This is a genomic window from Listeria monocytogenes ATCC 19117, from assembly GCF_000307025.1.
Lineage (GTDB): Bacteria > Bacillota > Bacilli > Lactobacillales > Listeriaceae > Listeria > Listeria monocytogenes_B.
On record NC_018584.1, the window covers coordinates 2,811,370 to 2,835,296 of the forward strand.

Consider the following 23,927-nt stretch of genomic DNA (forward strand, 5'->3'; position numbering starts at 1 on the left):
CTTTTTCGCTTGACTTAAAGTCCACTTCAAGGAATACAATCATTATAGAAAATCAGTAAAGGAGAATAGTCATGACCAAAAATAATATTAGTTTTTATGTAGTAGATGCTTCGGAAGAATTAACCATGAATATCAAAGAAGCTAGTGAAAAAAGTGGCGTTTCTGCCGATACAATTCGCTACTATGAACGCATTGGTTTAATTCCACCCATCCACCGTAATGAAAGTGGGGTTCGTAAATTTGGCGCAGAAGACCTACGATGGATTTTATTTACTCGCCAAATGCGCCGAGCTGGTTTGTCTATTGAAGCCTTAATTGATTACTTGGCACTTTTCAGAGAAGGCGAACACACGCTGGAAGCTCGCGCCGAATTGCTGAAAAAGCAACGCATAGAGCTGAAAAATCGCATTGATGTTATGCAAGAAGCGCTCGATCGACTTGACTTCAAAATAGACAATTACGATACCCACCTCATTCCGGCTCAAGAAGAACTAAAAGATTTTAATGTTGAAAGGAGTAATTCATAATGAGTACACTTGAAAACAGCGTTATTTTTGATAAAGGGGAACTGATTACTAATGACTACTTTACCGGTAATGCTTATTTAAAAATGCTTGTCCCTGAAGACACTGTTTACAATTGTCCGATTGGGAACGTTACGTTTGAACCGGGAGCTAGAAACAACTGGCATAAACATGATGGCGGACAAATCCTACTTGTGACAGGCGGAACTGGCTACTATCAAGAAGAAGGAAAACCTGCCCAGTTGCTCAGAGAGGGCGACGTGGTAACAATCCCTAAAGACGTGAAACATTGGCACGGCGCTACGAAAGATAGCTGGTTTGTCCACTTAGCCATTTCGACAAATGTGGAATTAGGCGGAACGACCTGGTTAGAACCTGTTTCCAACGAGCATTACAATAATTTATAACAAAAAACCCGCTAGCCTTCATTCAAGGTTGGCGGGTTTTACTTATTTACTTACATAAGCTAAAATATCTTCTGGTTTTTCGAAGACAAGTTCTGCTTTTTCAAAGCCATCTGTTGTCTTCGCGCCCCAAAGTGCTAAGCCAAAATGAGCTCCGGCCGCATGGGCACATTTCATATCGTACGAAGAATCACCAACATAAAGCACTTCATGTGGCTCTCTTCCAAGAATTTCTAACCCTTTCAGCAGTGGATCTGGGTGAGGTTTATGGTTTTCGGTATCACTTGCGCAAACAATCGCTTGAAAATGATCCTGAATATTAAACGGATAGAAACCTTTTTCCATTTCTAACGCGTTTTTAGAAGTGACAACACCGCTTTCTGGAATGGCATGCAGTACTTTATGAATGCCTTCGAACACCTCTACTTCTTCAATGAAAGTTGCTTCTCGTTCAATCCATTTATCCAATACTTTCTCTGGATCCAGAATGTTTAATTGTTCCACCGCAGCTGCTCCGGTAATTCCAAGGACAAATCGTAATTCGTCCAGTTCATAACTTAATCCTTCTTCGGCTAAAACCGCTTGAAGAGAATGCAAAACAGCTCTCTCCGTGTCTAGAATTGTTCCATCTACGTCAAAAATTATTGCTTTATACATATAATTTCCTCCTTCAAGATTTAGCGAAGTTGTGATAATGGTGCGTTGTATATCTTGCTTTTTTCTTACTTTCCGCTTTTTGGATTTCTGCGCTGTTGGTGCCTTTATTTTGAAGTAAATCTCGAAATTCGCGCAAATTATCATGGGAATTTCCATTTATTTCGAATTCAATATTATCGCAGCTAAATGTTAGCATGATTTCCTCTTCTTCTCGAACTAGCGCAATATGCCCTAATTTTGCAACTGGAAACGTTTGTCTTTTTTTCATACCCAAACTAAAATCTTGGTCAAAAACAAGATAGTCTCTATCGATGTAAAACTCTCCGAATTGATACTCCATTCCAAGTGCTGAATTAATCTTGCATACCCCATCTAATTTCATATCATTCGCCTCCTTCATTGCCTTATATATTAGTTTTAAATGATGAAATGGGTTTCATGTCAAGCAATTTCATAAAAATATTTTAAATAAGTTTTTTTTGCTGTTCAAAAATATTTAGAATCAAGTCAATCACAATTAACAGTGGGGCGTGATGATGTTTAAATGAATCTTCATCAAACTCCTCACTGGAAGCATAAATAATCGTCTCCACATATTGGGAAATCTGGGCATTGGGATTATTCACAATCGCAATGACATTCGATAAATTATATTTTAAATGTTCCGCGAGCGAAAGGGTGTTTTCGGTGCCACCGCTTTCAGAAATAATAATAATCAAATCATCTCTTTCAACAATTTGTGGCAAAATATCGATAATAAATGAATCATAGGTGAAAACTACATTCTTTTTCGATGTAACAAGACTTTTGGAAAAATATTCTCCTAATGTTTTCGTCATGCCTAGACAAGCAATATAGATTTTAGGTGCATACGCAATTCTTGTCGCGACTTGCTCAATTTCTTTCTTTGGAAGTTGCTCAATTCCTAAACGAATTTTTTCTAAAAATGTAGATGAATAGTCTTTTGAAAGGGGTTTTGTTTCTGTTTTATCCGAGTGAAGTAAAAATTTCAGCTCAGAAAAACCGGAAAGCTTTAATTTATGACACATTCTAATAACGGTTGTGGTGCTGACATTGGTTGACTCCGCTAGAGATGTGAGGGACATTTTTTCAATGGTAGAAATATGGTTGTCAATATAGAAGAAAACTTGTTTTTCAGCAGGACTTAAAAATTCAATTTGAGGCGCAAACAAGCGATAAAGTGAAGTAGCTGACATAATAAATACCTCCATGGCTATCCGAATTAATTTTAGTATACATGAAATAAAAGCGAATGAACAACACTGCGTACAATTGTACGATTTTCGTACTTTTTCAAAAAAATAATATGGTATAACTAAAGTAACCTAGGGAAAAGACTGTTAATAAAGGAGCTGATAGCATTGAAATTAAGCGATATTACATCGGAGCCACTCATCTTTTTAGATAAAGATTGGCGCACTAAAGAAGAAGTATTTGATGGATTAATTGATGCTTTACACAATCAAGGAGTTTTGTCAGATAAAAATGAATTCAAAAAAGCTGTCTTAGAACGCGAAAAGATTTCTGAAACTGGTTTAGAGAAAGGTTTTGCTATTCCACATGGTAAATCTAAAGCTGTTAAAAAAGCTGCTTTTGCATTTGCTCGTATCAATCAACCAATTAATTCTTGGGGCAGCATTGATCCAACAAATGAAGTAAAATATATCTTTTTATTAGCTATTCCAGAAAACGAAGCCGGATCAACTCATTTAGAACTTTTGGCAGCTTTAAGTAAGCGTTTACTCGATCCTGCTTTTATTGAGAGCATTTCTACCGCTCCGACAGTAAACGAATTTATAACCGTGCTAGATTCTGAACAACAAGAAGATGAAAAAGTAGATTATACACGAAAAATCGTTGCTATTACAGCATGTGCAGCGGGTATCGCCCATACGTATATGGCAGCGGAAGCCCTTGAACTAGCTGGTAAAGAACTTGGTATTGAAGTTATCGTCGAAAAACAAGGTGCGAATGGTATTGAAGACCGCATTACTCCTGAAATCCTTAAAGGCGCAGAAGCAGTCATTTTCGCGACAGATATTACCGCAAAAGATAAAGAACGTTTCGCCGGAATGCCCTTTATCCAAAGACGTGTCGCTGAGCCACTTCGTAGTGGTAAAGAAATGATTGAAACTGTATTAAGCAAACCAGATGGCTATGTCAAAGCTGATACAGATGGTTCAGAACAACAATTTGATAATAATAAGAGCAGTGTTTTCTCGCAAATTTATCGTGGGATTTTAACTGGTATTTCTTATATGTTACCTGTTATTGTCGCAGGTGGTTTAATGATTGGTATTGGCCAACTTGGCGCAACTGCCTTTGGTCTTGAAAAAGTTATTGGTAATCCAGAGTATGCAACAAACTCTAACCAGCTTATTGTAATCTTCCATTATCTCGGTTTATACGGAAATATGATTATGAAATTCATGTATCCTGTTTTCGGTGCCTTCCTTGCTTACTCAATTGCTGACCGTCCTGGACTTGCTCCCGGGTTTATCGGTGGTGCTTTCGCAGCAGGGCTACATTACACCTTCTGGGGCATAGATGGCGGTATACCATCTGGATTCTTCGGTGTTCTAATTTTAGGTATCATTGCCGGATTTGTTGCTAAATTCTTAAACGAAAAAATTAAATTACACAAAAATTTACAAGCTATGAAACCAATGTTCCTGATTCCAGGGATTACCGTTTTAGTCTTGTTCTTCGTCAATTACTATGTGGTCGACCCGGTATTCGGGGGCTTAAACGCATGGTTACAAGAACTAATTATTCAAAATCAAGATGCAAGTGCTGTACTACTTTCGACAATTATTGCTTGTTTGACTGCATTTGACTTAGGTGGACCAGTCAATAAAGCAGCTGGAGCTATCGCAATCGGACTCGCAGCAGACGGAATTTTCCCGCTAACTGCTCGTGTTTTAGCAATCGTTATCCCGCCAATCGGACTTGGGCTTGCGACTGTATTAGATAAATATGTTGTTAAACGTCGTGTTTTTGATGAAAACTTACGTGTTGCAGGTACAACCTCTATTTTCCTAGGGTTTATTGCCATAGGAGAGGGCGCGATACCGTTTATGCTACAAAATCCACTTATCACTATTCCAATTAATATGATTGGTGCTTCTCTTGGTGCGGTTACTGCCGTTTTACTTGGTGCAGTACAATGGCTTCCACTCCCAGCAATTTGGGGTTGGCCGCTCGTTGAAAATTTCTGGGCCTATGCGATTGGTTTAATCGTAGGTATCGCCTTTATCACATTCGCGAATATCTTCGTACGCTACGGCTTAATCACACGTAAAGAAAATAAAATCAAATAAAAAAATAGGCTGACAGGTACTCTCGTTAGTACCTGTCACTTAATTTGAGAGGTTTTTAAAATGAAAAAAAATAAAATTGTACATGTTGTCGCACATTCCCACTGGGATCACGAATGGTATTTCACCATGGAAGATTCCAATATCTTATTAATTGAGAATTTAGACTATCTTTTAAATGTTTTAGAAACAAAAGATTCCTTTGCAAGTTATTCCTTTGATGGTCAAATGTCTGTCATTGAGCGTTACTTAGATATTCGTCCAGAAAATAAAGCGCGCGTTGAAAAACTTATCCAAGATCGTCGTCTGTTCGTCGGTCCGTGGTATACACAAACCGATAGCTTGTTAGTTAAAACAGAAGCTGTGATTCGCAACTTACTTTATGGTTATAAAATGGGCGAAGAATTCGGCCATAGCATGAGTATCGGTTATTCCCCAGATATTTTTGGGCAACATGCTTATCTGCCAGCTATTTATAAATCATTTAATATGGAGCATAGCATTTTCCAGCGTGGTGTTTATAACGATCAAGTGCAAGATGACCTTAACTTCCACTGGACATCTCCAGACAACAAGTCCATCCCAACCAACAATATTTTCTTCGGTTATGGACCCGGCAAATTTTTAAGCAGTGAAAAAAGCTATGTAGAAACTCGTCTTCTGCCAATTTTAGATCGACTTGCTGAAATGAACACACATACAGATGTCCTTCTTTTACCAGCAGGCGGCGACCAAGTACTTGTGCGCGAAAACTTCCCAGAAATTGTCGCGGAATTGAACGAGATGGACTTAGGTTATACCTTCATTCTGTCCGATTACGAAGCATTTATGAATGATGCTTGGACTTCTACTTTCCCGAACGAAATCACTGGTGAACTGCTTGCTTGCCAAAAATCACGAATCCACCATACATGTCGTTCAGAACGCTACGATATTAAACGTCTTAATTACTTAGTAGAAAATAGATTAGTCAACATTCTAGAACCACTTGCAACAATGGCCAATAAATTCGGAATCAAATATCCTAAACCTTGGTTAGATATTATTTGGAAAAAATTATTTGATAGCCACGCTCATAACGGTATTGGTGCTTCGAATTCAGATGACGCAAACCATGACATCGTAGTTCGGCTAACTAGCGCACTTCGGATGACAGATGGCTTAATTAACCTTTTGAAAAAACAAATTACGAAGGCCGTTAGTCAGGAAATGGGCGACGAAAATATTGCGCTATTATTCAATACTAACCCAGTGGCAGAAGAAAGAACTGCAAAACTAACATTATTCACTCCTGAAAAATCATTCCAACTGTTCTCAGGTGATGCGGAAGTGACTTTCAGCGTTGTACATCAAGAAAAATTAGACGGTGGACGGAAAGTAATCGTAACTGCAAAAGGCGAAAAAGAAGTTGCTGTTCCTGATTATTATCGTACAGAAATCTACTTGAAAAGCGGCCTAATCCCTGCACTTGGTTACAAAACATTGCAAGTGAAAGCCGTTACTACAGAAATGGACCAATTAATAAGCATTTCCAAACAAACAATTGAAAATGAAAAAATCATTGTTCAATTCGAAAACGGGAAAATCAATCTTTTAAATAAAGAACAACAAAGCATTATAAATGACCTTATTCGCTTCGAAAATGTGGCTGACGCTGGGGATTCCTTTGACTTCTCACCACTTGAAGGCGACCAAGCCATCTATATCGAAACAAGCGAATTACTAACCGTTGAAAAAAATCATCTATATAGCAAAATGATGTTAAAACATACTGCTTTAGTTCCGAAAGATTTAGAAGCCCGCGCACAAAAAACAAGTACAGAAACATTTGAAATTTTAACAGAAATCGAACTTTTTGACGGTGAAGAATTCGTCCGGGTTCGCCATACTATTGACAATAAAGTAAAAGACCACCGCATTAGAGCATTGATTAAAACAAATGTAGCAGAACCTAAATATTCTTACGCAGACCAAGGTTATAGCCTCATGAAACGCAGCGTCATAAACCCTTACCTTGCAAATTGGCGCGAGGACAAATTCGTGGAAGCACCTGTGCCGATTTTCCCAGTGGAAAATATCGTCGCTGTTTCTGAAGAAGACGCAACACTTGCCTTGTTAGTTGGCGGTATCAAAGAATATGAAATCTTACCGAAAACTGCTGAAATCGCATTAACTCTTTTCAGAAGTAATGGTTTGCTTGGAAAAGATGATCTCATGTGGCGTCCAGGTCGTGCTTCCGGTATTAATAACAAAGTCGTTCCTACACCAGACGGTCAAATGCTCGAAGAAATGATTTTTGAATATGCTGTGTACGTACAACCTGAGAAACTAAATGAACAAACGCTCTACGCGCAATCTAACATTTTTGAAGGTCATACAGAAACCTATCACTTACAAAACCTAAATACATTTGAAGAGCGCCTAGAACGTTTTGAAGTAGATTATCCAATCGACCGTTTACCAGCTCAAAATTCTATCTTTGAATTAGATAACCCGAACGTATTCATGAGCACTTGCAAAAAATCGTGGGATGGCACTGGCACAATTATCCGCCTATTTAACCCATCAGACAAAGAAGAAACCGTTCGCTGGACAACCAACGCTTCCAGTTTTGAAGTTTCACTAGCGGAGGAAAAAATCGCAGAACTAAAAGAAAACACTATCTGTATTCCTAAAAAAGGATTTGCAACTATTTTGTTGGAAGGAGAATAATATGCAAACCGAACTGGTTAATCAAATAGAAGTAAAACTAAGAAAAATTTATCAAGCTGCATACCAACCCGCATACTTGGAAAAAATGCTCGCATGCGCCGAAAACTATTCTAATAATGCGCGTGGTTCGATTGATACTATTTCCGAAAAAAACGTCTATCTTATTGCCTATGGCGACAGCATTTTCGAAAAAAACAAGCATCCGTTACAAACATTGAATGAATTCCTACAAGAATATGCGCAAGATGTTATTACAGATGTCCACTTGCTGCCGATTTTCCCTAGTACGTCAGATGATGGCTTCTCTGTCACAGACTACAAGCAAATTGACGAACAGCTTGGCGACTGGGATGACGTTCAAAAAATGTCTGAGAACTTCCGAGTGATGCTTGATTTCGTAGCCAATCATATGTCGAAATCAAGTGATTGGTTTAAGCGATTCTCCGATAACGAAGCGCCGTACAATCAATTTTTCATCGAGAAGGACAGCCAATTTGATTATAAAAACGTCACACGTCCGCGGACTTCTCCGCTGTTCCACAAATACGAAAACGGTAAAGAACTTTGGACTACTTTTAGCGAAGATCAGTTAGACTTAAATGTCCGTAATATCGATTGCCTTGTAGCCTTAACAGATGTACTGCTTTTCTATGCATCCAAACAAGCGACAAGCATTCGACTTGATGCCATTGGATTTTTATGGAAAACTTCTGGCACTACTTGTATGCACCTGCCAGAAACCCATGAGATCATCACGCTTTGGCGTCTGCTGATTGATGAACTATATCCAAATCTGCAAATTATCACAGAAACAAACGTCCCTCATGAAGAAAACATTAGTTATTTTGGCGATGGTGAAAATGAAGCAAATATGGTTTATCAGTTCCCGCTTCCGCCACTTGTGCTCCATACCTTCACTTGCCATGATACAACGAAACTTTCGAAGTGGGCGAAATCCATTTCACAAGTTTCTAGCACAGCGACTTATTTTAACTTCTTAGCAAGTCATGACGGAATTGGTATGCGCCCTGCGACCGGAATTCTTTCCGACGAAGAAATCAATTCTCTCGTCCAAAAAGCGGTCCAAAACGGTGGCCAAGTTTCCTATAAAGACAACGCAGATGGCACGCAGTCGGTATACGAACTTAATATTAACTACGGTGAAGCCCTGCAAAACCCGGGCGAAGACACAACTGAAGAACTCGTAACGAAAAAAATTATCGCTGCTCATAGTATTTTGCTAACACTTCAAGGCGTCCCAGCGATTTACTATCATTCCCTTCTAGGTTCTAAAAACGACCTTGTTGGTTACGAAGAATCCGGTATTAATCGCCGCATCAATCGTGAAAAACTGGAAAAAAATCAATTGGTTCATGAACTTGAAACAGACACTTATCGCCAAACCATTTTCACATCGCTGAAAAAATTGGTGCAAATCAGACGAAATCACACCGCTTTTTCACCATTTGCAACCCAAGAAATTTTAGATTTAGGACCAGATGTTTTTGCGATAAAACGGGAATCTGAGGAAGAATGTATTTACGGAATTATCAACGTCACTTCTCATAATATCCGCAAAACGCTCGCTTTCTCTGGCACGAATCTATTAACCAATCAACCCGTTACGAGTGAACTTGATTTAACTGCGTATGAAGTTGTCTGGATTAAGAAGGCGGTCCAATGAAAATCGTCATCGCACCTGATTCATTCAAAGAGAGCGCCACTGCTGTTGAAGTAGCAAATGCTATAAAAAAAGGCTGGACTAAAGCACGTCCAGCCGATCAAATTAGCCTTGCCCCTGTTTCTGACGGGGGTGAGGGTTTTCTTACTGTTTTAAGTGAGTCTTCCGAGGTGGAATTGTTTCAAGCAGAAGTAACCAACCTAAATGGTCACAAAATAACGGCCTCCTACGGTATTCTCGCTAGCCAAGAAACTGCGATTATCGAGTCCGCCAACACGATTGGATTAGATTTAATCCCAGCCGTAGACCGTAATCCAGCTTACGCGAGCTCTAAAGGCGTCGGTGAACTAATTTTGGCGGCACTGAATCACAACGTCAAAAAAATCATTATCGGCCTTGGTGGAAGTGGCACAAACGATGGCGGCGCTGGGCTAATCCAAGCTTTGGGCGTTGCACTACTTGATAAAAACAAACAGCCTATTCCGCCCGGTGGCATTCATTTGCAAGAACTAGCTTACATTGATGCCAGCAACCTTAATCCAAAGCTGAAAAACATTCAATTCCAAATAGCCTGCGACGTCACGAATCCACTTCTTGGAGAAAACGGCGCTACCTTCGTTTTCGGTGCTCAAAAAGGCGCAACTCCCGAAATGCTCGTTCAACTAGAGCGCGCCATGCAGAACTACGGAGCAAAACTCGATCAATTTTCATCTCAAAAAATCACTACAAAAAAAGGAGCCGGAGCCGCTGGTGGTATCGCTGCCGGACTAATGACTTTCCTAAATGCAGACGTGTTAAGCGGTTCAGCTCTAGTTATGGAACTTTCTAATATGAAGGATAAAATGAAAGATGCGGATATCGTTATTGTTGGTGAAGGACGAATGGACAAGCAATCGATGATGGGGAAAATCCCTGTTCAAATTGCTCAAGAAGCTAAAAAACAAGGTTGTTTCGTCCTAGCAATCGTCGGTAGCCTTGCACTCGAAAACAATATCGCCCAACAACACGGTATCGATGCGTTTTTCCCAAACATCCCAGAAATAACAGATTTACCCACTCTTTTCGAAAATACAACAAAGAACCTCGAACGCACGGCGGAAAACATTGCCAAACTAACTTTAATTGGCAAATAATTTTTTAAACTGTTTTCCTTCTAATCAATTCATGCTCCACTTTAATTCTTTGCAATTTACCTTGTTCAAAAATAGTAAAAGCATTTTCTCCCAATTTTTTTAGGTTATGATCAAGCGTTGTGATTTCTAAAACCTTACCAATTGGGAGATTTTCTTGCCCTAAAATAGCGACATCTTCCGGAACACGCAAGCCGAGTTTTTTCACGTGATACATAACCCCTGCCGCAACCTCGTCACCATTCGCATAAATCGCATCAGGCCAGTCTTTCCCCTCTGCAAAAAAATGCTCCCCAGCCTTCAAACCATCTTCAAGCGTATAACATTCACTTAGAAACCGATTATCACCCACTGAACCAAAAACTTGCTCATAAGCATTGATTTTTCCATATGTACTCGTACTTTCACGCGATGCTCTCCCCGCTGTAAAAGCCACTTTTTTATAACCTTCATCTTCCAAAAACTGAAATCCAGCCCGGTATGCTTTCACGCGGTCAATATAAGAGCACGATACCTCTTTTGATTCCACATACTCGCACGCAATAATCGGTCCATACGCTAGGTACGGCAAAATCACGTCCCAATTATTGGCACGCGAAGTAATAATCAGGCCATCCACCTGTTTCGTTTTAAGACGCATCAAGTACTTTTCTTCTTCTTTCGGATCATATCCTGTTGGAAAAAGTGTCACCGAATAACGGTTTTTAAAAGCTACTTCCAAAATACCATTTACAATTTTGTCAAACCACGGGTGATCATTATAAGGTATAATCACGCCAACCGTATTTGTTTTCCCACGCGCTAAATCCATGGCACTACGGTTAGGTGAATAATCTAATTCATCAATAACAGCTTGCACACGGGCTCTTTTCTCCTCCGCAACATACGGATGATTATTGAGCACACGTGATACTGTCGTCACTGAAACTCCCGCTAATTTGGCTATTTCTTTAATATTTGGCATTTTAAAAACCTCATTCCTAAGAAAAAAGTGCGGACAGATTTCTCATACCGCACTCCTATTTTTATCATTAAGCCATCTGTTCAAGTTCGCTTGTTCGGATGTCTTTTTCGACACGAACCGAAACCAGTCTGGCATCATTCATTTCTTCTACTGTAAATCGAAGTGTACCGTATTCTACTACTACTTTATCATCTTCTTCTGGAATTGTCCCAGTTAAAGTAAGCACAAATCCAGCCACAGTATCTACGCCACGTGATGGAAGTTCCACGTGAAACATTTCATTGAAATCATCAAGCGGCATGCGACCTTCTACGATAAATGTCGTCTCATCAATTTTCTTCACTTCATCCGAAAACACATCATTTTCATCGTCAATCTCGCCAACAATTTCTTCTAATAAATCTTCTACAGTGACAATACCAGCAACACCACCGTATTCATCCATTAAAATAGCCATTTGATTTCTAGTTCTTTGCATATTTTTAAGTAGATCGTCAATAAACATCGTCTCTTGCGCAAAATACGCGTCTTTAACGAGCGCCTTCACATCAATGTTTTCAAAACCTGACTTTCTCGCTTCCGCAAAAAAATCTTTCATATGCAGAATACCTAGCACCGAGTCCTGATCGCCTGTAAAAACGGGAACCCTTGAAAAATTCTCACTTAATAATGCGTCACAAAGTTCTTCCGACTCTGTTTCGGCATCAATCATAAACGCATCTGTTCGTGGCACCATCACTTCACGCGCATATTTATTATCCATTTCAAATACACCACGAAGCATTTGTAATTCTTCTACCTCAATTACACCGTCACGTCGACCGGTTTCAATCAGTAGCTGCATTTCCTCTCGCGTCATTTTTTCATTATCCGTATTTTTCTCCATTCTCGTTAATTTCACAAGAATATCGGTTGAAAAAGACAGGAATTTCACGAACGGACGAAGCACAACACCAACTGCCATGATTGGTCGTACAGAAACACGGGCAATTTTTTCTGATTTTTGAAGTGCTAAACGTTTTGGATAAAGTTCACCGAAAACTAACGTGATATATGATAACACAATAGTTACGACGATAATGGATAACTCTTTCGCAAAACTACTTCCTCCAAAAACAGATTCAAGTCTAGTCGCAATACTAGTGGCAGCTGACGCACTGGAGAAGAATCCCGCAAGCGTAATACCAACTTGAATAGTAGCTAGAAATTTACTTGGATCATCTACGAGTTTAGCTAGCATAACCGCTTTTTTATCACCGGTTTCTGCCTGGCTTTTTACACGATTTTTGTTCAGTGATACAAGGGCCATCTCTGCTGAGGCAAAGAATGCGTTGAGCATCGTCAACACCACAATAAGAATTAACTGCAAGATAATCTGCTGACTCTCGGGGTCAGGGTTCATATGGAACTCTCCACTCCTTATTTTCATCAAGAAAACGACCATGCATTTTCTCTAAATATTCCGGACAATTTGCCGGTTAAGAAAATTTTATCACGCCACCCCTATTACTGCAAGGTTTCAAATCTCCGCGAAAACTTTCACAGCGTCACTTTCCATCATTTCAAATGGATAAGGAAGCGAAATCTGTTCTTTATTTACTGCAAAAATCCGCGCTTTTTTATTTCGATAATCCGTTAAATTACAAAACGGACTCACGCGGAAAGATGTCCCTACTATCACTATCAAATCCGCTTGTCTTATAGCTGCAAGAGATTGGTCTATCGCACTCTCTGGAATCGCTTCTTCATAAAGCACCACATCCGGACGAATGACGCCACCACAACCCGAATGGATATCCGATTTCAAGTACTCCTCAGCGGTAACAGACATTCCGCATTTTTGGCAATAACAATGATATAAACTACCGTGAAAATTTACGACTTTTTTTGAACCTGCTTTTTCATGCAAACCATCAATATTTTGCGTAATAATCGTGACATCTTTTTCCGCTTCGATTTCAGCCATTTTTGTATGAATCGCATTTGGCTCTGCATCCGGATAGTACATGTTTTCTGTAACAAATTGATAAAACTTCTCCGGTTCACGCACAAGACACGTATGGCTCAACATATATTCCGGGCTACTCATCCCAGCATATAAGCCGTTTTTCGAGCGATAATCCGGAATTCCTGAAGGGACAGAAACACCCGCCCCAGTTAGAAAAACGATGTGTTCAGCTTTTTTGAGTGCTTCATTCAACTTATTCATTCTTTAAATTCCTTTCATTTATATGTTGTTTATCTTTCCAGTTCCACCATTTTCGCAAATCAACATCTTGCTCCGCTTCATCCGTTTCCGCAACATAGACTGCGCAGCGATACGTATAAAGTACACATGGATCCATTCTCTCGCCTCGCTTATCGCAAGTATCCTCATATAACTCAAGCGGATTCTTCCCTTTTAAATCAGCAACCTCTTCAACCCCAATTTCATTTAACATTAACACCATTTTTTTACCTATTCCTGGTAATTTTATTAGTTCAGTTGGCATGATTTCCCTTCTCTCCGTGCATTTTTCGGTTGAAATAAAAACTGATTAGTACATTGATAAAAATAAAGCCTGCAACTACGAGGAAGACATCTCCGTAACCAAAATGGGCGGCAACACTTGACCCAACAAGCGGTCCGATAACATTCCCAATGTATTGAAACGATTGATTATAACCAAAAATCCGACCTGAAACCTCGCGCGGTGTATTTTTTGTAAGCAATGATTGAACCGCTGGAAGCAAGGCGCCGTCTGTAAGCCCTAATAAGAAACGTAAAATCCCAAGTTGTAGTGGGTTTTGTGCGAAAGCCATTGGAATTTGGAGTAACATTGAACCTATGAGCGCACCTAACAATATTCGCTCCGAACCAATTCGGTCTCCCCATCTCCCAAGTCTCGGTGCCGCAATAAGTGCCGCAACCCCTGGAACAGATGCAATCATCCCACTAATAAAAGCGATGTTTTGCGCATTTCCTGCCAAATCACGCACGTATAATGTCAAAATCGGGTTCACTGAGTTGGACGCAATTTGAATCATCATTGTCGTAATAAATAAGGAAATAATCAAGCCCGGGTTTTTAAGCGATAAGAAAACTTCTTTCCCTGACCGCATTTCCTTTTTTTCTACTGGTGTAAATTTCTCTTTTACGAAGAACAGTGTGAGGAAAAAGCTACCTAAAAGAAGTGCTCCTGTGATGTAAAACACTGGTCTGACGCCTAATGTATCCGACAACGCTCCGCCAATTAACGGGCCAATTAGCACACCCGAAACCGCCGCCGTAGATAATGCCCCGAGAGCCCAGCCGCTACGATGACGAGGAACTTGTGTAGCAATAAGGGCATTTGCTGTTGAAATATATCCTGAAAAAATCCCCATTAATAAGCGCAAACCAACAAATTGGTATACATTGCTTACGAGTCCCATCAGAATCATCGCTATCGCCATACCTAGCGCAGCTCGCAAAAGCATAATTCTCCGCCCTTTTTGGTCAGCTAGTTTACCCCAAATTGGTGACATAATAGCTGATACTAAAAAGGTCGAACTGAGTGCAATCCCTGACCACATGCTTACTTGATCCGGATTATGCACTCCTAATTCTTCAATATACAATGGTAAAAATGGCATGATTAAATTTAATCCGGTTCCGGTTAGAAAGCACCCCACCCAGACAACATACAAATTCTTCTTCCAATTTTCCATAAACCCACCTAGATTCTTCTATCGTTATCCTTAATTATTCCACAAAAAAAGCGAAAGTAAAACTAAACCCTTCGCTTTTTTGCTATATTTGCGTAAAATGTTTCACGTGGAACATTTTATGCTTCTAAATTTTCTCGTGGTACCCAACCAGCTTCATTCTCTTCTGTTACGCACCAAACCCAACCATTAAGTTCACGATTACTTTCTAATTTATCGCCTGGTTTAACATTTAATTCGCGCGCAGAGTAGTCTTCTGATACGGTTCCACTCTTTCCATCATTACTCAATTGAATAATTTGTTTAGGAACCCAGCCTTCTTTTCCGGTTGACTTCACTTTACAAAAAATCCAGCCTGGATATTCTGTATCTTCTTCAAACACCCAAATAGACTCATTTTTATTCACAAAAAGGGGATTTGGATATTGACTAACATGTTCTTTTTTCACGATAAATGTTTGATTCATAGTTAGAAACCTACCTCTTTATTTTTTCGCCGCTTCCCAATCTGCAAGAAATTTGTCAATCCCACTGTCGGTCAACGGATGTTTTAGCATTTGTTCGAACACTTTAAATGGCACCGTAGCAATGTCAGCTCCGGCTTTGGCACATTCAATAACGTGGATTGGGTGTCGCACACTTGCTGAAATAATTTCTGTTGGAATCCCGTGAATCTCGAAAATATCCGCAATGTCACGAATTAGAACTAAGCCATCGTCGCCTATATCATCTAATCGACCTAAAAACGGTGATACGTATGTTGCGCCAGCTCGTGCTGCAAGCAAGGCCTGTGTGGCAGAAAACACAAGTGTTACATTGGTTTTAATGCCTTCTTCTGTCAACACTTTTACAGCTGCCAAACCTTCGCCTGTCATCGGTATCTTTACAACCATATTCGGATGGATTTTTGCAATAACTCGACCTTCCGCAATCATCTCATCTGCTTCTAAACTTACTACTTCGCCACTAATCGGTCCGTCAACAATGGATGTGATTTCTTGAATGACCTCATTAAAATCGCGACCTTCTTTTGCAACAAGTGATGGATTTGTCGTGACTCCGGCAATGAATCCCATTCTGTTAGCCTTTTTAATCTCTTCTACGTTCGCTGTATCGATAAAAAATCTCATTAAAACATCCTCCTTTTCTATCAAGCGCTTTCAATTACAGAGCCATTATAACGCAAAAATTTAAATAATGCTTTTGAAGTGCTTTTCCACAAAAAAAAGAATGCCACTGAGCATTCCAAAAAGTTTCACGTGAAACAAAATTATAATCGAGTTTTGTCCATCACTAGGAGAGGCTTTGGTCTATTTCTAATTATATCCTCTTTAATTAAATGCATGACTGTATGAGCCACGTATTCTCGTGATGTATTTGTGTATCTTGCAAGTACTTCTTGCGTGATTTCTCTTGGTAGCAATATCCCGTTATCAGAAAACGTTCCTAAAGTTTGAGCGCATTTGAGAATGGCTTTGCGGATTCGTTCTTCCTTTTTCAAGAAGCTTAGTTTTGCAAATGTATGGGCTTCACGTAATTCTTCTGCCATCACTTTAATCATAAAAAAGTTGTTCTCATCTTTTTTGTCGAAAATAGAGAACAAGAAATTGCTATCTACTTCCATAACTTCTCCGTGACCTAAGCTCTGCATCGAAACATGCGGACTCCATTCATCGTAAAAAAGATGATATAGTCCAAAACTATCTCCTTTTTGCAAGAAACGAACAATGCTTTCTTTATAGCTTTCTTCTTCCATTTCTGCATCTTCCTCTACAATCATCCCGTATATGCCGCTTAGAACAAAATATACTTTTGTTCCAGCCGGACTTAAACTTTCTAGAACCTCACCTTTCTTGGTGCTGATAACCGAGCAGTAGTCTTTGTAACTTGGATGTTCAAAGCACAACTCCATTAATTTGCTAACCGTTAGATTGGATTCAAGCTCTTTTAAGAATAGCATATTCTCTCCTTTGCTATATTATATTGAAGAAACTCTTCGTAATTATATCATAAAGGCTGTATTCAAAATCCTATTCACAGTCAGTCATAAAAAGCTAAAAACCTAATTAAAGATAAATATATTACAACTTTTTATAAAATACTTAATTTATATCTCGTTTTTCGTTAGTGTTTTATCCTAAATTCGAACTTTTTGTTACTTTTATTAAATATTTAAAGTCAGATAATAATTCAATAACTACCACTTTAGACTGGTTTATTTTTAGATAAATTGATTATACTTAAAAAGTAAGTAATTTATGGATGGGTAACTCAGGAAGGGTGAAATGAATGGATCAGAAAAAATATAGTTGGCGAAAATTTTTCCAATTACTTATTAGCGCAAAACCTGCGAATTGGATAATTTTCTGCGCTTTATTTGCCAGTGTGATAACTACAGTTGCCGGCCTTGTTGTGCCACTTTTTACAAAGAACTTAATTGATGGCTTTTCAATAGCTTCACTCGATGTAAAAATGATTGCTTTAATTGTGTTGGCATTTGTTTTACAAGCTATAACGAATGGCTTCTCGATTTTCTTACTTAACTACATGGGTCAGAAAGTCGTTGCAACGATTCGCGAACGTTTATGGAAGAAAATTGTGCATTTACCGGTTTCTTACTTTGATAATACAAAGACTGGGGAAATGGTAAGTCGCATGGTAAATGATACAGTGGTAGTGAAGGAGCTGATTGCCGACCATTTTCCGCAATTTGTAACGGGGATAATTTCTGTTGTCGGGGCGATTATTATTTTGTTCTTCATGGACTGGAAAATGACACTCATTATTTTAGTGGCCGTTCCGATTACTGCGCTAGTTGTTGCACCACTTGGTCAGAAAATGTTTAAAATATCTAAAGGTCTTCAAAATGAAACGGCTGACTTCACTGGTTCCATTAGCCAAACGCTATCAGAAGCTAGGCTCGTAAAGGCTTCGAATGCGGAAACACTAGAAACCGAGGCTGGCCATCAAGGAATTAATCGCCTATTTGGCTTTGGTATTCGTGAGGCGAAAGTTGTTGCTGTGCTTGGACCGCTAATTTTCTTTGTTGTCATGGGGGTTATCGTTGGCATCATCGGTTACGGTGGGATTCGTGTTTCAGCTGGAACGATGACTACTGGTACCCTCATCGCCTTTTTGCTCTATCTGTTCCAAATTATCGTTCCTGTCACTTCTTTCGCAACATTCTTCGCCCAACTTCAAAAAGCAAAAGGCGCAACAGAACGAATTGCGGATATTTTGAATGAAACAGAAGAAGATTTCGACGCTGGTAAAAAAGTAGATGTGAGCGGAAAAACCATTCGCGCGTCTGATATTTCCTTCTCCTATAATGAAGGTGAGCCTATTCTAAAACATGTTTCTTTTGATACAAAACCCGGAGAAGTTATCGCATTCGCTGGTCCAAGCGGTGGAGGTAAATCAACCTTATTTGCGATTTTAGAGCGTTTTTATCAACCGAAAACGGGAGAAATTTTAGTAGGCGATATTCCCCTTTCCGAGATTTCGATCAATTCCTGGCGAACACAAATTGGTTATGTCTCCCAAGAAAGTGCGATGCTTTCTGGTACAATTCGCGATAATCTTTGTTATGGTTTGGACCGAGAAATTACGGAAGATGAGCTATGGAATGTAGCAAAACTAGCTTATGCTGACGGCTTTATTTCCGAACTTCCTGACAAAATGGCGACCGAAGTCGGCGAACGTGGCGTGAAGCTCTCAGGTGGTCAAAGACAGCGAATTGCCATTGCTCGAGCATTCTTGCGTAATCCTAATATCCTTATGTTAGATGAGGCTACAGCTAGTTTAGATAGCCAATCCGAGCAAATCGTTCAACAAGCTTTGGCAAACTTAATGGAAGGTCGAACTACTTTTGTTATCGCTCATCGCCTTTCTACTATCGTCAATGCCGACCAAATTCTCTTTATTGAACACGGGGAAATAACTGGTCGTGGCACACATAGTGAATTAGTTGCTTCCCATCCACTTTACGCTTCCTTTGCAGAACAACAATTAAAATAACTATTTCCCGGGAAATAAAAAAACGACGATGCGAATATGCATCGTCGCTTTTTCTATAAGGATTGATGAAACTTTTTGAGTTCGATTTTCTTTGCTTCGTCTAAACCATGCCACCTGATGCCTTGAACGGCTCCCTCAAGCGCATATAGTTCACTTAGACAAACGCTTGAATCATTTTCCCAAATACGTAAAAAGGCTTCTTTGCTTCCAACATCTTTTAGCTCGACGGGAGTTTTTATTCCCGCTTTGATTAAATCCTGCTCCAGTACTTTGCCAATGTTTGGTAATTCGCTAAGGTTCGCCATTACAGTTCCTTCTTCCATATTATTTTGGTAATTCTATTTTCTCGATACCGCCCATGTAGCCTTGCAATACTTTCGGAATGCGTACAGAACCATCTGCATCTTGGTAGTTTTCCAAAATAGCAGCGACTGTACGACCTAGTGCTAACCCGGAACCATTTAATGTATGCACGTATTCCGGTTTGCTCCCTGGTTCACGGCGGAAACGAATGTTAGCGCGTCTTGCTTGGAAGCTTTCAAAATTACTGCAAGAAGAAATCTCACGGTAAGAATTATAGCTTGGAATCCAAACTTCTAAATCATATTTTTTAGCAGCAGTGAAGCCTAAATCAGCCGTACACATGCTTAATACGCGATATGGTAATTCTAGGCGACGCAATACTTCTTCTGCGTTTCCAGTTAATTTTTCAAGCGCCGCGTAGGAATCTTCTGGTTTAACAAATTGAACTAATTCCACTTTGTTAAATTGATGCTGGCGAATTAAGCCGCGCGTATCACGACCAGCAGATCCCGCTTCAGAACGGAAACATGCGCTAAATGCTGTATATTTTCTTGGTAAATCTTCTGCTTTTAAAATGTCTTCGCGGTGGTAGTTTGTTACTGGTACTTCCGCTGTTGGAATAAGGAAATAATCTTCTGCTTCAATTAAGAAAGCATCTTCTTCAAATTTCGGCAATTGACCAGTTCCAGTCATGCTCGCACGGTTCACCATGTACGGTGGTAACATTTCTTCATAGCCATGTTCATTCGAGTGCAAGTCCATCATAAAGTTAATTAGCGCCCGTTCCAGTCTTGCACCTAATTTTTTATAAAAGACAAAACGGCTACCAGTTACTTTCGCAGCATTTTCAAAATCAAGAATATCTAAGTCTGTTCCTAAGTCCCAGTGAGCTTTTGGTTCAAAATCAAATTCGCGTACTTCGCCCCACTTGCGAATTTCCACGTTATCGTCTTCCGATTCACCAACCGGAGTAGACTCATGCGGAATATTTGGAATCGACATTAAAATCATATCTAACTTCTCGTCGATTTCTCTTAGCTCGATGTCTAATGTTTTAATACGATCACCAACGACACGCATCTCTTCAATTTTAGCATCTGCGTCTTGTTTTTCGCGTTTTAATTTAGCGATTTCTTGAGACACTTCATTACGCTGACTTTTCAGCGCTTCTGTCTCCACGATTAGCGTACGGCGACGTTTATCTAACTCACCAAATTTCTCGAATTCACCAAGGTCTTCCCCGCGATTTTGTAATTTCTGCTTTACTTCATCAAAATTATTACGTAACAATTTAACATCTAACATGCTAACTCCTCCTTTATTTTTTCCATATAAAAACTCCCGTACTTTCCCGAATTAACAGGAAAGGGACGAGAGTTAACCGCGTTGCCACCCTTATTGGGACTTCAAAAAATCCCCAGCTTCATTTAGGTTTAACGGACCCAACCGGAATGATTTACTCGCAAAATTATGCTTTCCACCACTCACTCCAAGATGGATTCATAAGGAAACTTCACCAGTTCACACCACCCACTGGCTCTCTTTAGAAATTCTGCCTCATTACTACTTCTTGTCTTCGCTTTTCGTATTAATTTAAAGTTATTCTATCGCATATCTGCTTAAATTACAAGCAAATCTTTAACCGATTAAATCGAGCGTGTCTGGACCGTCATCATCAGAATTCAATATTCTAATTTGTTCAGGTACAATTTTTATAACGACAAAGGACGGTGAATCTTCGCCTTGGAACCATTCTTTAGAAATGTTTTCCCAAATGCGTTCTTTGATTGATTCATCTTCTTCAAGAGAAGCCAAACCATTAATTTCTAAAAACGCAGACCCTAGGCTTTCGTAACCAATTAAAACGGATACATGTGGGTTTCTACGTACTTCTTCTGTCTTTGGTAATTCTTTGCCAGACGGTGTGTAAAGGGTTAAACCATCGTGCAGAAACGTCATATATCTAGCATGAGGATAGTCTCCTTGTACGGATGTTAATACACCCACTTGATGTTGTTCCAAAATGGCAAGAATCTTATCTTCTAGTTCATTTTTCATCTCAAACACCTTCCTTTGGTTATTTAGTGTACCTTTCCACTCGGCTCCCGGCTTTAAACATTCGGGCTTGTTATCTCTCTAGCTATTTGCTATAAAAGAGTATAACCGTTTTAACTAGGGGGATTTAAAGTGATTTTAATCATCGACCATAATGATTCATTTACATATAATTTATACCAATATTTTTTAGAGCTTCAAGAGGAGGTACAGGTTGTTTCTGCTACTAATTTTTCGCTTGAAATATTTCAACAACTCGTTCCCGAAATGGTAGTTCTATCACCAGGGCCAGGTTCACCGGAAGACTTCCCTGTAAGTTTGGCACTACTAGGTAAAATTCAAGTTCCTATTCTTGGCATTTGCCTCGGTCATCAAATGATTGCTCATTTTTTCGGGGCAAAAGTGGTGCCGGCAAAAGTCCCGGTTCACGGAAAAACAAGTATCATTTCGCATACTGGGGAAGGGTTGTTTGCAGAGCTTGCACCAAAGTTCCAAGTAACGCGCTACCATTCTTTAGTTATTGATCCTGCCACAGTTCCCGCTAATTTAAAAGTAACCGCACTGACAGAAGACGGCGTTATAATGGGACTAGCTCACGTATCAAAACCGATTCACAGCGTCCAGTTCCACCCAGAAGCAATCCTATCTGAAAACGGACATGCAATACTTGAAAACTTTATACGATTAGGGAGAAATGTTAAATGAGCTTATTACGATTTGATTTTGAAGGCGACACAAAAATTTTTGAAAATCCACTGTATGAACTAGTTACGCATGATTTAGCAGAAGTTCTTCCTATAATGAAAGCAGCCGAAGAAGCCCAAAAATCAGGAAAATACGTCGCCGGTTTTGTCAGTTATGAGGCCGCGCCTGCTTTTCGAAGTAATTTAAAAACAAAAAAACCGAGCGGAAACATGCCCCTCGTCTGGTTTGGCGTATACGATAATTTTAACGTTACAGCTACCGAAACACCAGATTCCTCGCCGCTCTCTTTTAAAATGAATACTAGTTTCCCTGAATACGCCGAGAAAATAGAGCAAATCAAAGCTGAAATTGCAGCTGGAAATACTTACCAAATAAACTACACCGTGCGACTTCAAAGTGATGTGCCAAACAGCTTTTCTTCTCAAGCGACTTATGAAACGTTACAGCAGATTGGAAAGGCGAATTACACCGCCCTACTTTCAACCAGTGACTTTGAGATTATCTCGGCTTCACCCGAGCTCTTTTTTAAATGGAAGGAAAATCTTCTAACGACACGCCCGATGAAAGGTACTATTCGCCGCGGAATAACGGAGCAAGCGGACTTAGAAGCACATGATTGGCTAAAAAACGATCCTAAAAACCGTGCAGAAAATGTGATGATTGTCGATTTACTACGGAACGACCTTGGGATGATTGCTGTACCCGGGAGTGTCAAGGTTCCTAAGTTAATGACGCTAGAACCTTACCCAACTGTTTGGCAAATGACTTCAACCGTTACAGCAGAAACACCTCCTGAGACTGATTTAACAGCTGTTTTTAAAGCACTCTTCCCATGTGGCTCAATAACTGGTGCGCCTAAAGTACGAACAATGGAAATTATTTCAGAACTAGAAGATTCTCCTCGTGGTGTTTACTGCGGAGCAATTGGCTTTTTAGAACCTAACGGAAATGCGATTTTCAATGTACCGATTCGTACTATTGCTATCGCAGACAACAAGGCAACTTATGGTGTTGGTGGCGGTATCGTCTGGGATTCGGAAGCCGCTAGCGAATTTTCCGAAATCCACGCAAAATCAGCTATTTTAGAAAAGACGACAAAATTTTCTTTAATTGAATGTTTGCGAATTGAAAATGGTGAGCTTTTCCGAACCGAATATCATTTAAAACGACTACAAACAAGCGCAGACTTTTTCGGTATTCCTTTTAATAGGGAAGAAACAGAGAAACTATGGACCAAAACTGCGCAAAAAAATACGACCGACACATACAAAATGCGCTTTTTATTACATCCTGATGGCGCACATGATCTAGAACTAACAAGAATTGATACAAAAAACAAGCGACTAACAGCGCAACTTGCTGATAAACCAGTCCCTTCGAATGATTTATTTCTCTATCATAAAACGACTCATCGAAAGGTCTATGAAAACTTAAAAAATACTCAAACCGAGGAAACACTACTTTGGAATGAACGGGGTGAACTGACAGAATTTATTAACGGGAATATAGTTCTAGGTATAAATGGCTGTTTTTTCACGCCACCAGTAACTTCAGGTCTTCTTTCAGGGACAATGAGAGCAGAACTATTAGCTAAAAATAAGATTTCCGAGAAAACACTAGCAAAAAAAGACCTTTTAGAAGCGGACTATGTGTGGTTAATTAATAGCGTAAGAGGATTTATAGAAGTAGAAATCAAACAATAAAAGAATAGAAATTTCACAATTTAAAAATGAAATAATTTGTCAAATTC

General features: G+C 39.5%; 23 protein-coding genes and 1 other annotated feature. Of the genes, 9 read left to right on the forward strand and 14 right to left on the reverse strand.

The genetic code is table 11. The features are described from left to right. Window positions 1-71: 71 nt before the first annotated feature. Entirely contained in the window at window positions 72-527 is a 456-nt protein-coding gene (locus LMOATCC19117_RS13965; RefSeq protein WP_003725022.1) for a MerR family transcriptional regulator, read from the forward strand. Then, complete coding sequence (locus LMOATCC19117_RS13970; RefSeq protein WP_003727647.1) at window positions 527-931, forward strand: cupin domain-containing protein; 405 nt, start codon at window positions 527-529, stop codon at window positions 929-931. Before LMOATCC19117_RS13965 ends, LMOATCC19117_RS13970 begins: the two co-directional genes overlap by 1 nt. Before the next feature lie 42 nt (window positions 932-973). Here the strand turns inward: LMOATCC19117_RS13970 and LMOATCC19117_RS13975 are convergent, their stop codons facing one another. The 3 genes from LMOATCC19117_RS13975 to LMOATCC19117_RS13985 all read right to left on the reverse strand — a co-directional run bounded on the left by LMOATCC19117_RS13975 (window position 974) and on the right by LMOATCC19117_RS13985 (window position 2,802). After that, window positions 974-1,585 (reverse strand): HAD family hydrolase, encoded by a 612-nt coding sequence (locus LMOATCC19117_RS13975; protein ID WP_003727646.1) that lies wholly within the window; start codon window positions 1,583-1,585, stop codon window positions 974-976. 13 nt (window positions 1,586-1,598) lie between these two features. Further along, window positions 1,599-1,967, reverse strand: a complete 369-nt coding sequence (locus LMOATCC19117_RS13980; protein WP_003725024.1) for a hypothetical protein — start codon at window positions 1,965-1,967, stop codon at window positions 1,599-1,601. 82 nt (window positions 1,968-2,049) lie between these two features. Next, on the reverse strand, window positions 2,050-2,802 hold the full coding sequence (locus tag LMOATCC19117_RS13985) for a MurR/RpiR family transcriptional regulator (RefSeq protein WP_003725025.1): 753 nt from the start codon (window positions 2,800-2,802) through the stop codon (window positions 2,050-2,052). A 165-nt stretch (window positions 2,803-2,967) separates the two neighbouring features. Between LMOATCC19117_RS13985 and LMOATCC19117_RS13990 the strand changes: the two genes are divergently transcribed. The 4 genes from LMOATCC19117_RS13990 to LMOATCC19117_RS14005 are packed head-to-tail and all read left to right on the forward strand — an operon-like array spanning window position 2,968 to window position 10,449. Further along, complete coding sequence (locus LMOATCC19117_RS13990; RefSeq protein ID WP_003725026.1) at window positions 2,968-4,926, forward strand: fructose-specific PTS transporter subunit EIIC; 1,959 nt, start codon at window positions 2,968-2,970, stop codon at window positions 4,924-4,926. A 60-nt stretch (window positions 4,927-4,986) separates the two neighbouring features. Further along, window positions 4,987-7,635, forward strand: a complete 2,649-nt coding sequence (locus tag LMOATCC19117_RS13995) for a glycoside hydrolase family 38 C-terminal domain-containing protein (RefSeq protein WP_003727645.1) — start codon at window positions 4,987-4,989, stop codon at window positions 7,633-7,635. A 1-nt stretch (window position 7,636) separates the two neighbouring features. Beyond that, window positions 7,637-9,319, forward strand: a complete 1,683-nt coding sequence (locus LMOATCC19117_RS14000) for a sugar phosphorylase (protein WP_003734226.1) — start codon at window positions 7,637-7,639, stop codon at window positions 9,317-9,319. After that, window positions 9,316-10,449, forward strand: coding sequence for a glycerate kinase (locus LMOATCC19117_RS14005; protein ID WP_003727643.1), 1,134 nt, complete (start codon window positions 9,316-9,318; stop codon window positions 10,447-10,449). Before LMOATCC19117_RS14000 ends, LMOATCC19117_RS14005 begins: the two co-directional genes overlap by 4 nt. Before the next feature lie 4 nt (window positions 10,450-10,453). Here LMOATCC19117_RS14005 and LMOATCC19117_RS14010 read toward each other — a convergent pair whose 3' ends face one another. From LMOATCC19117_RS14010 to LMOATCC19117_RS14045, 8 genes are all read right to left on the reverse strand, one after another. Further along, on the reverse strand, window positions 10,454-11,410 hold the full coding sequence (locus tag LMOATCC19117_RS14010) for a LacI family DNA-binding transcriptional regulator (protein WP_003727642.1): 957 nt from the start codon (window positions 11,408-11,410) through the stop codon (window positions 10,454-10,456). A 67-nt stretch (window positions 11,411-11,477) separates the two neighbouring features. Continuing rightward, entirely contained in the window at window positions 11,478-12,812 is a 1,335-nt protein-coding gene (locus tag LMOATCC19117_RS14015) for a hemolysin family protein (protein WP_003734225.1), read from the reverse strand. A 117-nt stretch (window positions 12,813-12,929) separates the two neighbouring features. After that, entirely contained in the window at window positions 12,930-13,619 is a 690-nt protein-coding gene (locus tag LMOATCC19117_RS14020; RefSeq protein ID WP_003725032.1) for an NAD-dependent protein deacylase, read from the reverse strand. After that, window positions 13,612-13,902 carry a helix-hairpin-helix domain-containing protein gene (locus LMOATCC19117_RS14025; RefSeq protein WP_003725033.1) on the reverse strand — a complete coding sequence of 97 codons (291 nt, stop codon included), beginning with the start codon at window positions 13,900-13,902 and terminating at the stop codon, window positions 13,612-13,614. The genes LMOATCC19117_RS14020 and LMOATCC19117_RS14025 overlap by 8 nt, the downstream gene beginning before the upstream one ends. Next, the gene (lde, locus tag LMOATCC19117_RS14030) at window positions 13,892-15,100 is read right to left on the reverse strand and encodes a multidrug efflux MFS transporter Lde (protein ID WP_003734224.1); all 1,209 of its coding nucleotides are present in this window, start codon (window positions 15,098-15,100) and stop codon (window positions 13,892-13,894) included. The genes LMOATCC19117_RS14025 and lde overlap by 11 nt, the downstream gene beginning before the upstream one ends. 116 nt (window positions 15,101-15,216) lie before the next feature. Then, the gene (locus LMOATCC19117_RS14035) at window positions 15,217-15,564 is read right to left on the reverse strand and encodes an SH3 domain-containing protein (RefSeq protein WP_003730742.1); all 348 of its coding nucleotides are present in this window, start codon (window positions 15,562-15,564) and stop codon (window positions 15,217-15,219) included. A gap of 18 nt (window positions 15,565-15,582) precedes the next feature. Next, entirely contained in the window at window positions 15,583-16,227 is a 645-nt protein-coding gene (fsa, locus tag LMOATCC19117_RS14040) for a fructose-6-phosphate aldolase (RefSeq protein ID WP_003725036.1), read from the reverse strand. Between the two features lie 140 nt (window positions 16,228-16,367). After that, window positions 16,368-17,057: a Crp/Fnr family transcriptional regulator gene (locus LMOATCC19117_RS14045; RefSeq protein WP_003725037.1), complete on the reverse strand. Its 690-nt coding sequence runs from the start codon at window positions 17,055-17,057 to the stop codon at window positions 16,368-16,370. 329 nt (window positions 17,058-17,386) lie between these two features. Here LMOATCC19117_RS14045 and LMOATCC19117_RS14050 point away from each other — a divergent pair, with 329 nt between their 5' ends. After that, on the forward strand, window positions 17,387-19,114 hold the full coding sequence (locus tag LMOATCC19117_RS14050) for an ABC transporter ATP-binding protein (protein ID WP_003725038.1): 1,728 nt from the start codon (window positions 17,387-17,389) through the stop codon (window positions 19,112-19,114). A gap of 53 nt (window positions 19,115-19,167) precedes the next feature. On the opposite strand, the gene LMOATCC19117_RS14055 is transcribed toward LMOATCC19117_RS14050, so the two are convergent. The 3 genes from LMOATCC19117_RS14055 to LMOATCC19117_RS14065 form a co-directional block, all read right to left on the reverse strand. Then, complete coding sequence (locus tag LMOATCC19117_RS14055) at window positions 19,168-19,419, reverse strand: TfoX/Sxy family protein (RefSeq protein WP_003725039.1); 252 nt, start codon at window positions 19,417-19,419, stop codon at window positions 19,168-19,170. A gap of 19 nt (window positions 19,420-19,438) precedes the next feature. Beyond that, the gene (serS, locus tag LMOATCC19117_RS14060) at window positions 19,439-20,722 is read right to left on the reverse strand and encodes a serine--tRNA ligase (RefSeq protein ID WP_003725040.1); all 1,284 of its coding nucleotides are present in this window, start codon (window positions 20,720-20,722) and stop codon (window positions 19,439-19,441) included. 58 nt (window positions 20,723-20,780) lie between these two features. After that, window positions 20,781-21,003 (reverse strand) — a binding site (T-box leader). A 52-nt stretch (window positions 21,004-21,055) separates the two neighbouring features. Then, window positions 21,056-21,475: a pyridoxamine 5'-phosphate oxidase family protein gene (locus tag LMOATCC19117_RS14065; protein ID WP_003734223.1), complete on the reverse strand. Its 420-nt coding sequence runs from the start codon at window positions 21,473-21,475 to the stop codon at window positions 21,056-21,058. 129 nt (window positions 21,476-21,604) lie between these two features. Between LMOATCC19117_RS14065 and LMOATCC19117_RS14070 the strand changes: the two genes are divergently transcribed. Next, complete coding sequence (locus tag LMOATCC19117_RS14070) at window positions 21,605-22,177, forward strand: anthranilate synthase component II (protein ID WP_003734222.1); 573 nt, start codon at window positions 21,605-21,607, stop codon at window positions 22,175-22,177. Beyond that, complete coding sequence (gene pabB, locus LMOATCC19117_RS14075) at window positions 22,174-23,880, forward strand: aminodeoxychorismate synthase component I (protein WP_003734221.1); 1,707 nt, start codon at window positions 22,174-22,176, stop codon at window positions 23,878-23,880. The genes LMOATCC19117_RS14070 and pabB overlap by 4 nt, the downstream gene beginning before the upstream one ends. Window positions 23,881-23,927: the final 47 nt, after the last annotated feature.

Excerpts from the sequence above, each read along its gene's own strand:
- LMOATCC19117_RS13995 (WP_003727645.1), top strand. The coding sequence starts at position 4,987 with ATGAAAAAAAATAAAATTGTACATGTTGTCGCACATTCCCACTGGGAT.
- LMOATCC19117_RS13975 (WP_003727646.1), bottom strand. The coding sequence starts at position 1,585 with ATGTATAAAGCAATAATTTTTGACGTAGATGGAACAATTCTAGACACG.
- LMOATCC19117_RS14065 (WP_003734223.1), bottom strand. The coding sequence starts at position 21,475 with ATGAAAAATGAACTAGAAGATAAGATTCTTGCCATTTTGGAACAACAT.
- pabB (WP_003734221.1), top strand. The coding sequence starts at position 22,174 with ATGAGCTTATTACGATTTGATTTTGAAGGCGACACAAAAATTTTTGAA.
- lde (WP_003734224.1), bottom strand. The coding sequence starts at position 15,100 with ATGGAAAATTGGAAGAAGAATTTGTATGTTGTCTGGGTGGGGTGCTTT.
- serS (WP_003725040.1), bottom strand. The coding sequence starts at position 20,722 with ATGTTAGATGTTAAATTGTTACGTAATAATTTTGATGAAGTAAAGCAG.
- LMOATCC19117_RS14055 (WP_003725039.1), bottom strand. The coding sequence starts at position 19,419 with ATGGCGAACCTTAGCGAATTACCAAACATTGGCAAAGTACTGGAGCAG.
- LMOATCC19117_RS14020 (WP_003725032.1), bottom strand. The coding sequence starts at position 13,619 with ATGAATAAGTTGAATGAAGCACTCAAAAAAGCTGAACACATCGTTTTT.
- LMOATCC19117_RS13970 (WP_003727647.1), top strand. The coding sequence starts at position 527 with ATGAGTACACTTGAAAACAGCGTTATTTTTGATAAAGGGGAACTGATT.
- LMOATCC19117_RS13980 (WP_003725024.1), bottom strand. The coding sequence starts at position 1,967 with ATGAAATTAGATGGGGTATGCAAGATTAATTCAGCACTTGGAATGGAG.
- LMOATCC19117_RS13965 (WP_003725022.1), top strand. The coding sequence starts at position 72 with ATGACCAAAAATAATATTAGTTTTTATGTAGTAGATGCTTCGGAAGAA.
- LMOATCC19117_RS14025 (WP_003725033.1), bottom strand. The coding sequence starts at position 13,902 with ATGCCAACTGAACTAATAAAATTACCAGGAATAGGTAAAAAAATGGTG.
- LMOATCC19117_RS14015 (WP_003734225.1), bottom strand. The coding sequence starts at position 12,812 with ATGAACCCTGACCCCGAGAGTCAGCAGATTATCTTGCAGTTAATTCTT.
- LMOATCC19117_RS14000 (WP_003734226.1), top strand. The coding sequence starts at position 7,637 with ATGCAAACCGAACTGGTTAATCAAATAGAAGTAAAACTAAGAAAAATT.
- LMOATCC19117_RS13985 (WP_003725025.1), bottom strand. The coding sequence starts at position 2,802 with ATGTCAGCTACTTCACTTTATCGCTTGTTTGCGCCTCAAATTGAATTT.
- LMOATCC19117_RS14035 (WP_003730742.1), bottom strand. The coding sequence starts at position 15,564 with ATGAATCAAACATTTATCGTGAAAAAAGAACATGTTAGTCAATATCCA.
- LMOATCC19117_RS14005 (WP_003727643.1), top strand. The coding sequence starts at position 9,316 with ATGAAAATCGTCATCGCACCTGATTCATTCAAAGAGAGCGCCACTGCT.
- LMOATCC19117_RS14010 (WP_003727642.1), bottom strand. The coding sequence starts at position 11,410 with ATGCCAAATATTAAAGAAATAGCCAAATTAGCGGGAGTTTCAGTGACG.
- fsa (WP_003725036.1), bottom strand. The coding sequence starts at position 16,227 with ATGAGATTTTTTATCGATACAGCGAACGTAGAAGAGATTAAAAAGGCT.
- LMOATCC19117_RS14045 (WP_003725037.1), bottom strand. The coding sequence starts at position 17,057 with ATGCTATTCTTAAAAGAGCTTGAATCCAATCTAACGGTTAGCAAATTA.
- LMOATCC19117_RS14050 (WP_003725038.1), top strand. The coding sequence starts at position 17,387 with ATGGATCAGAAAAAATATAGTTGGCGAAAATTTTTCCAATTACTTATT.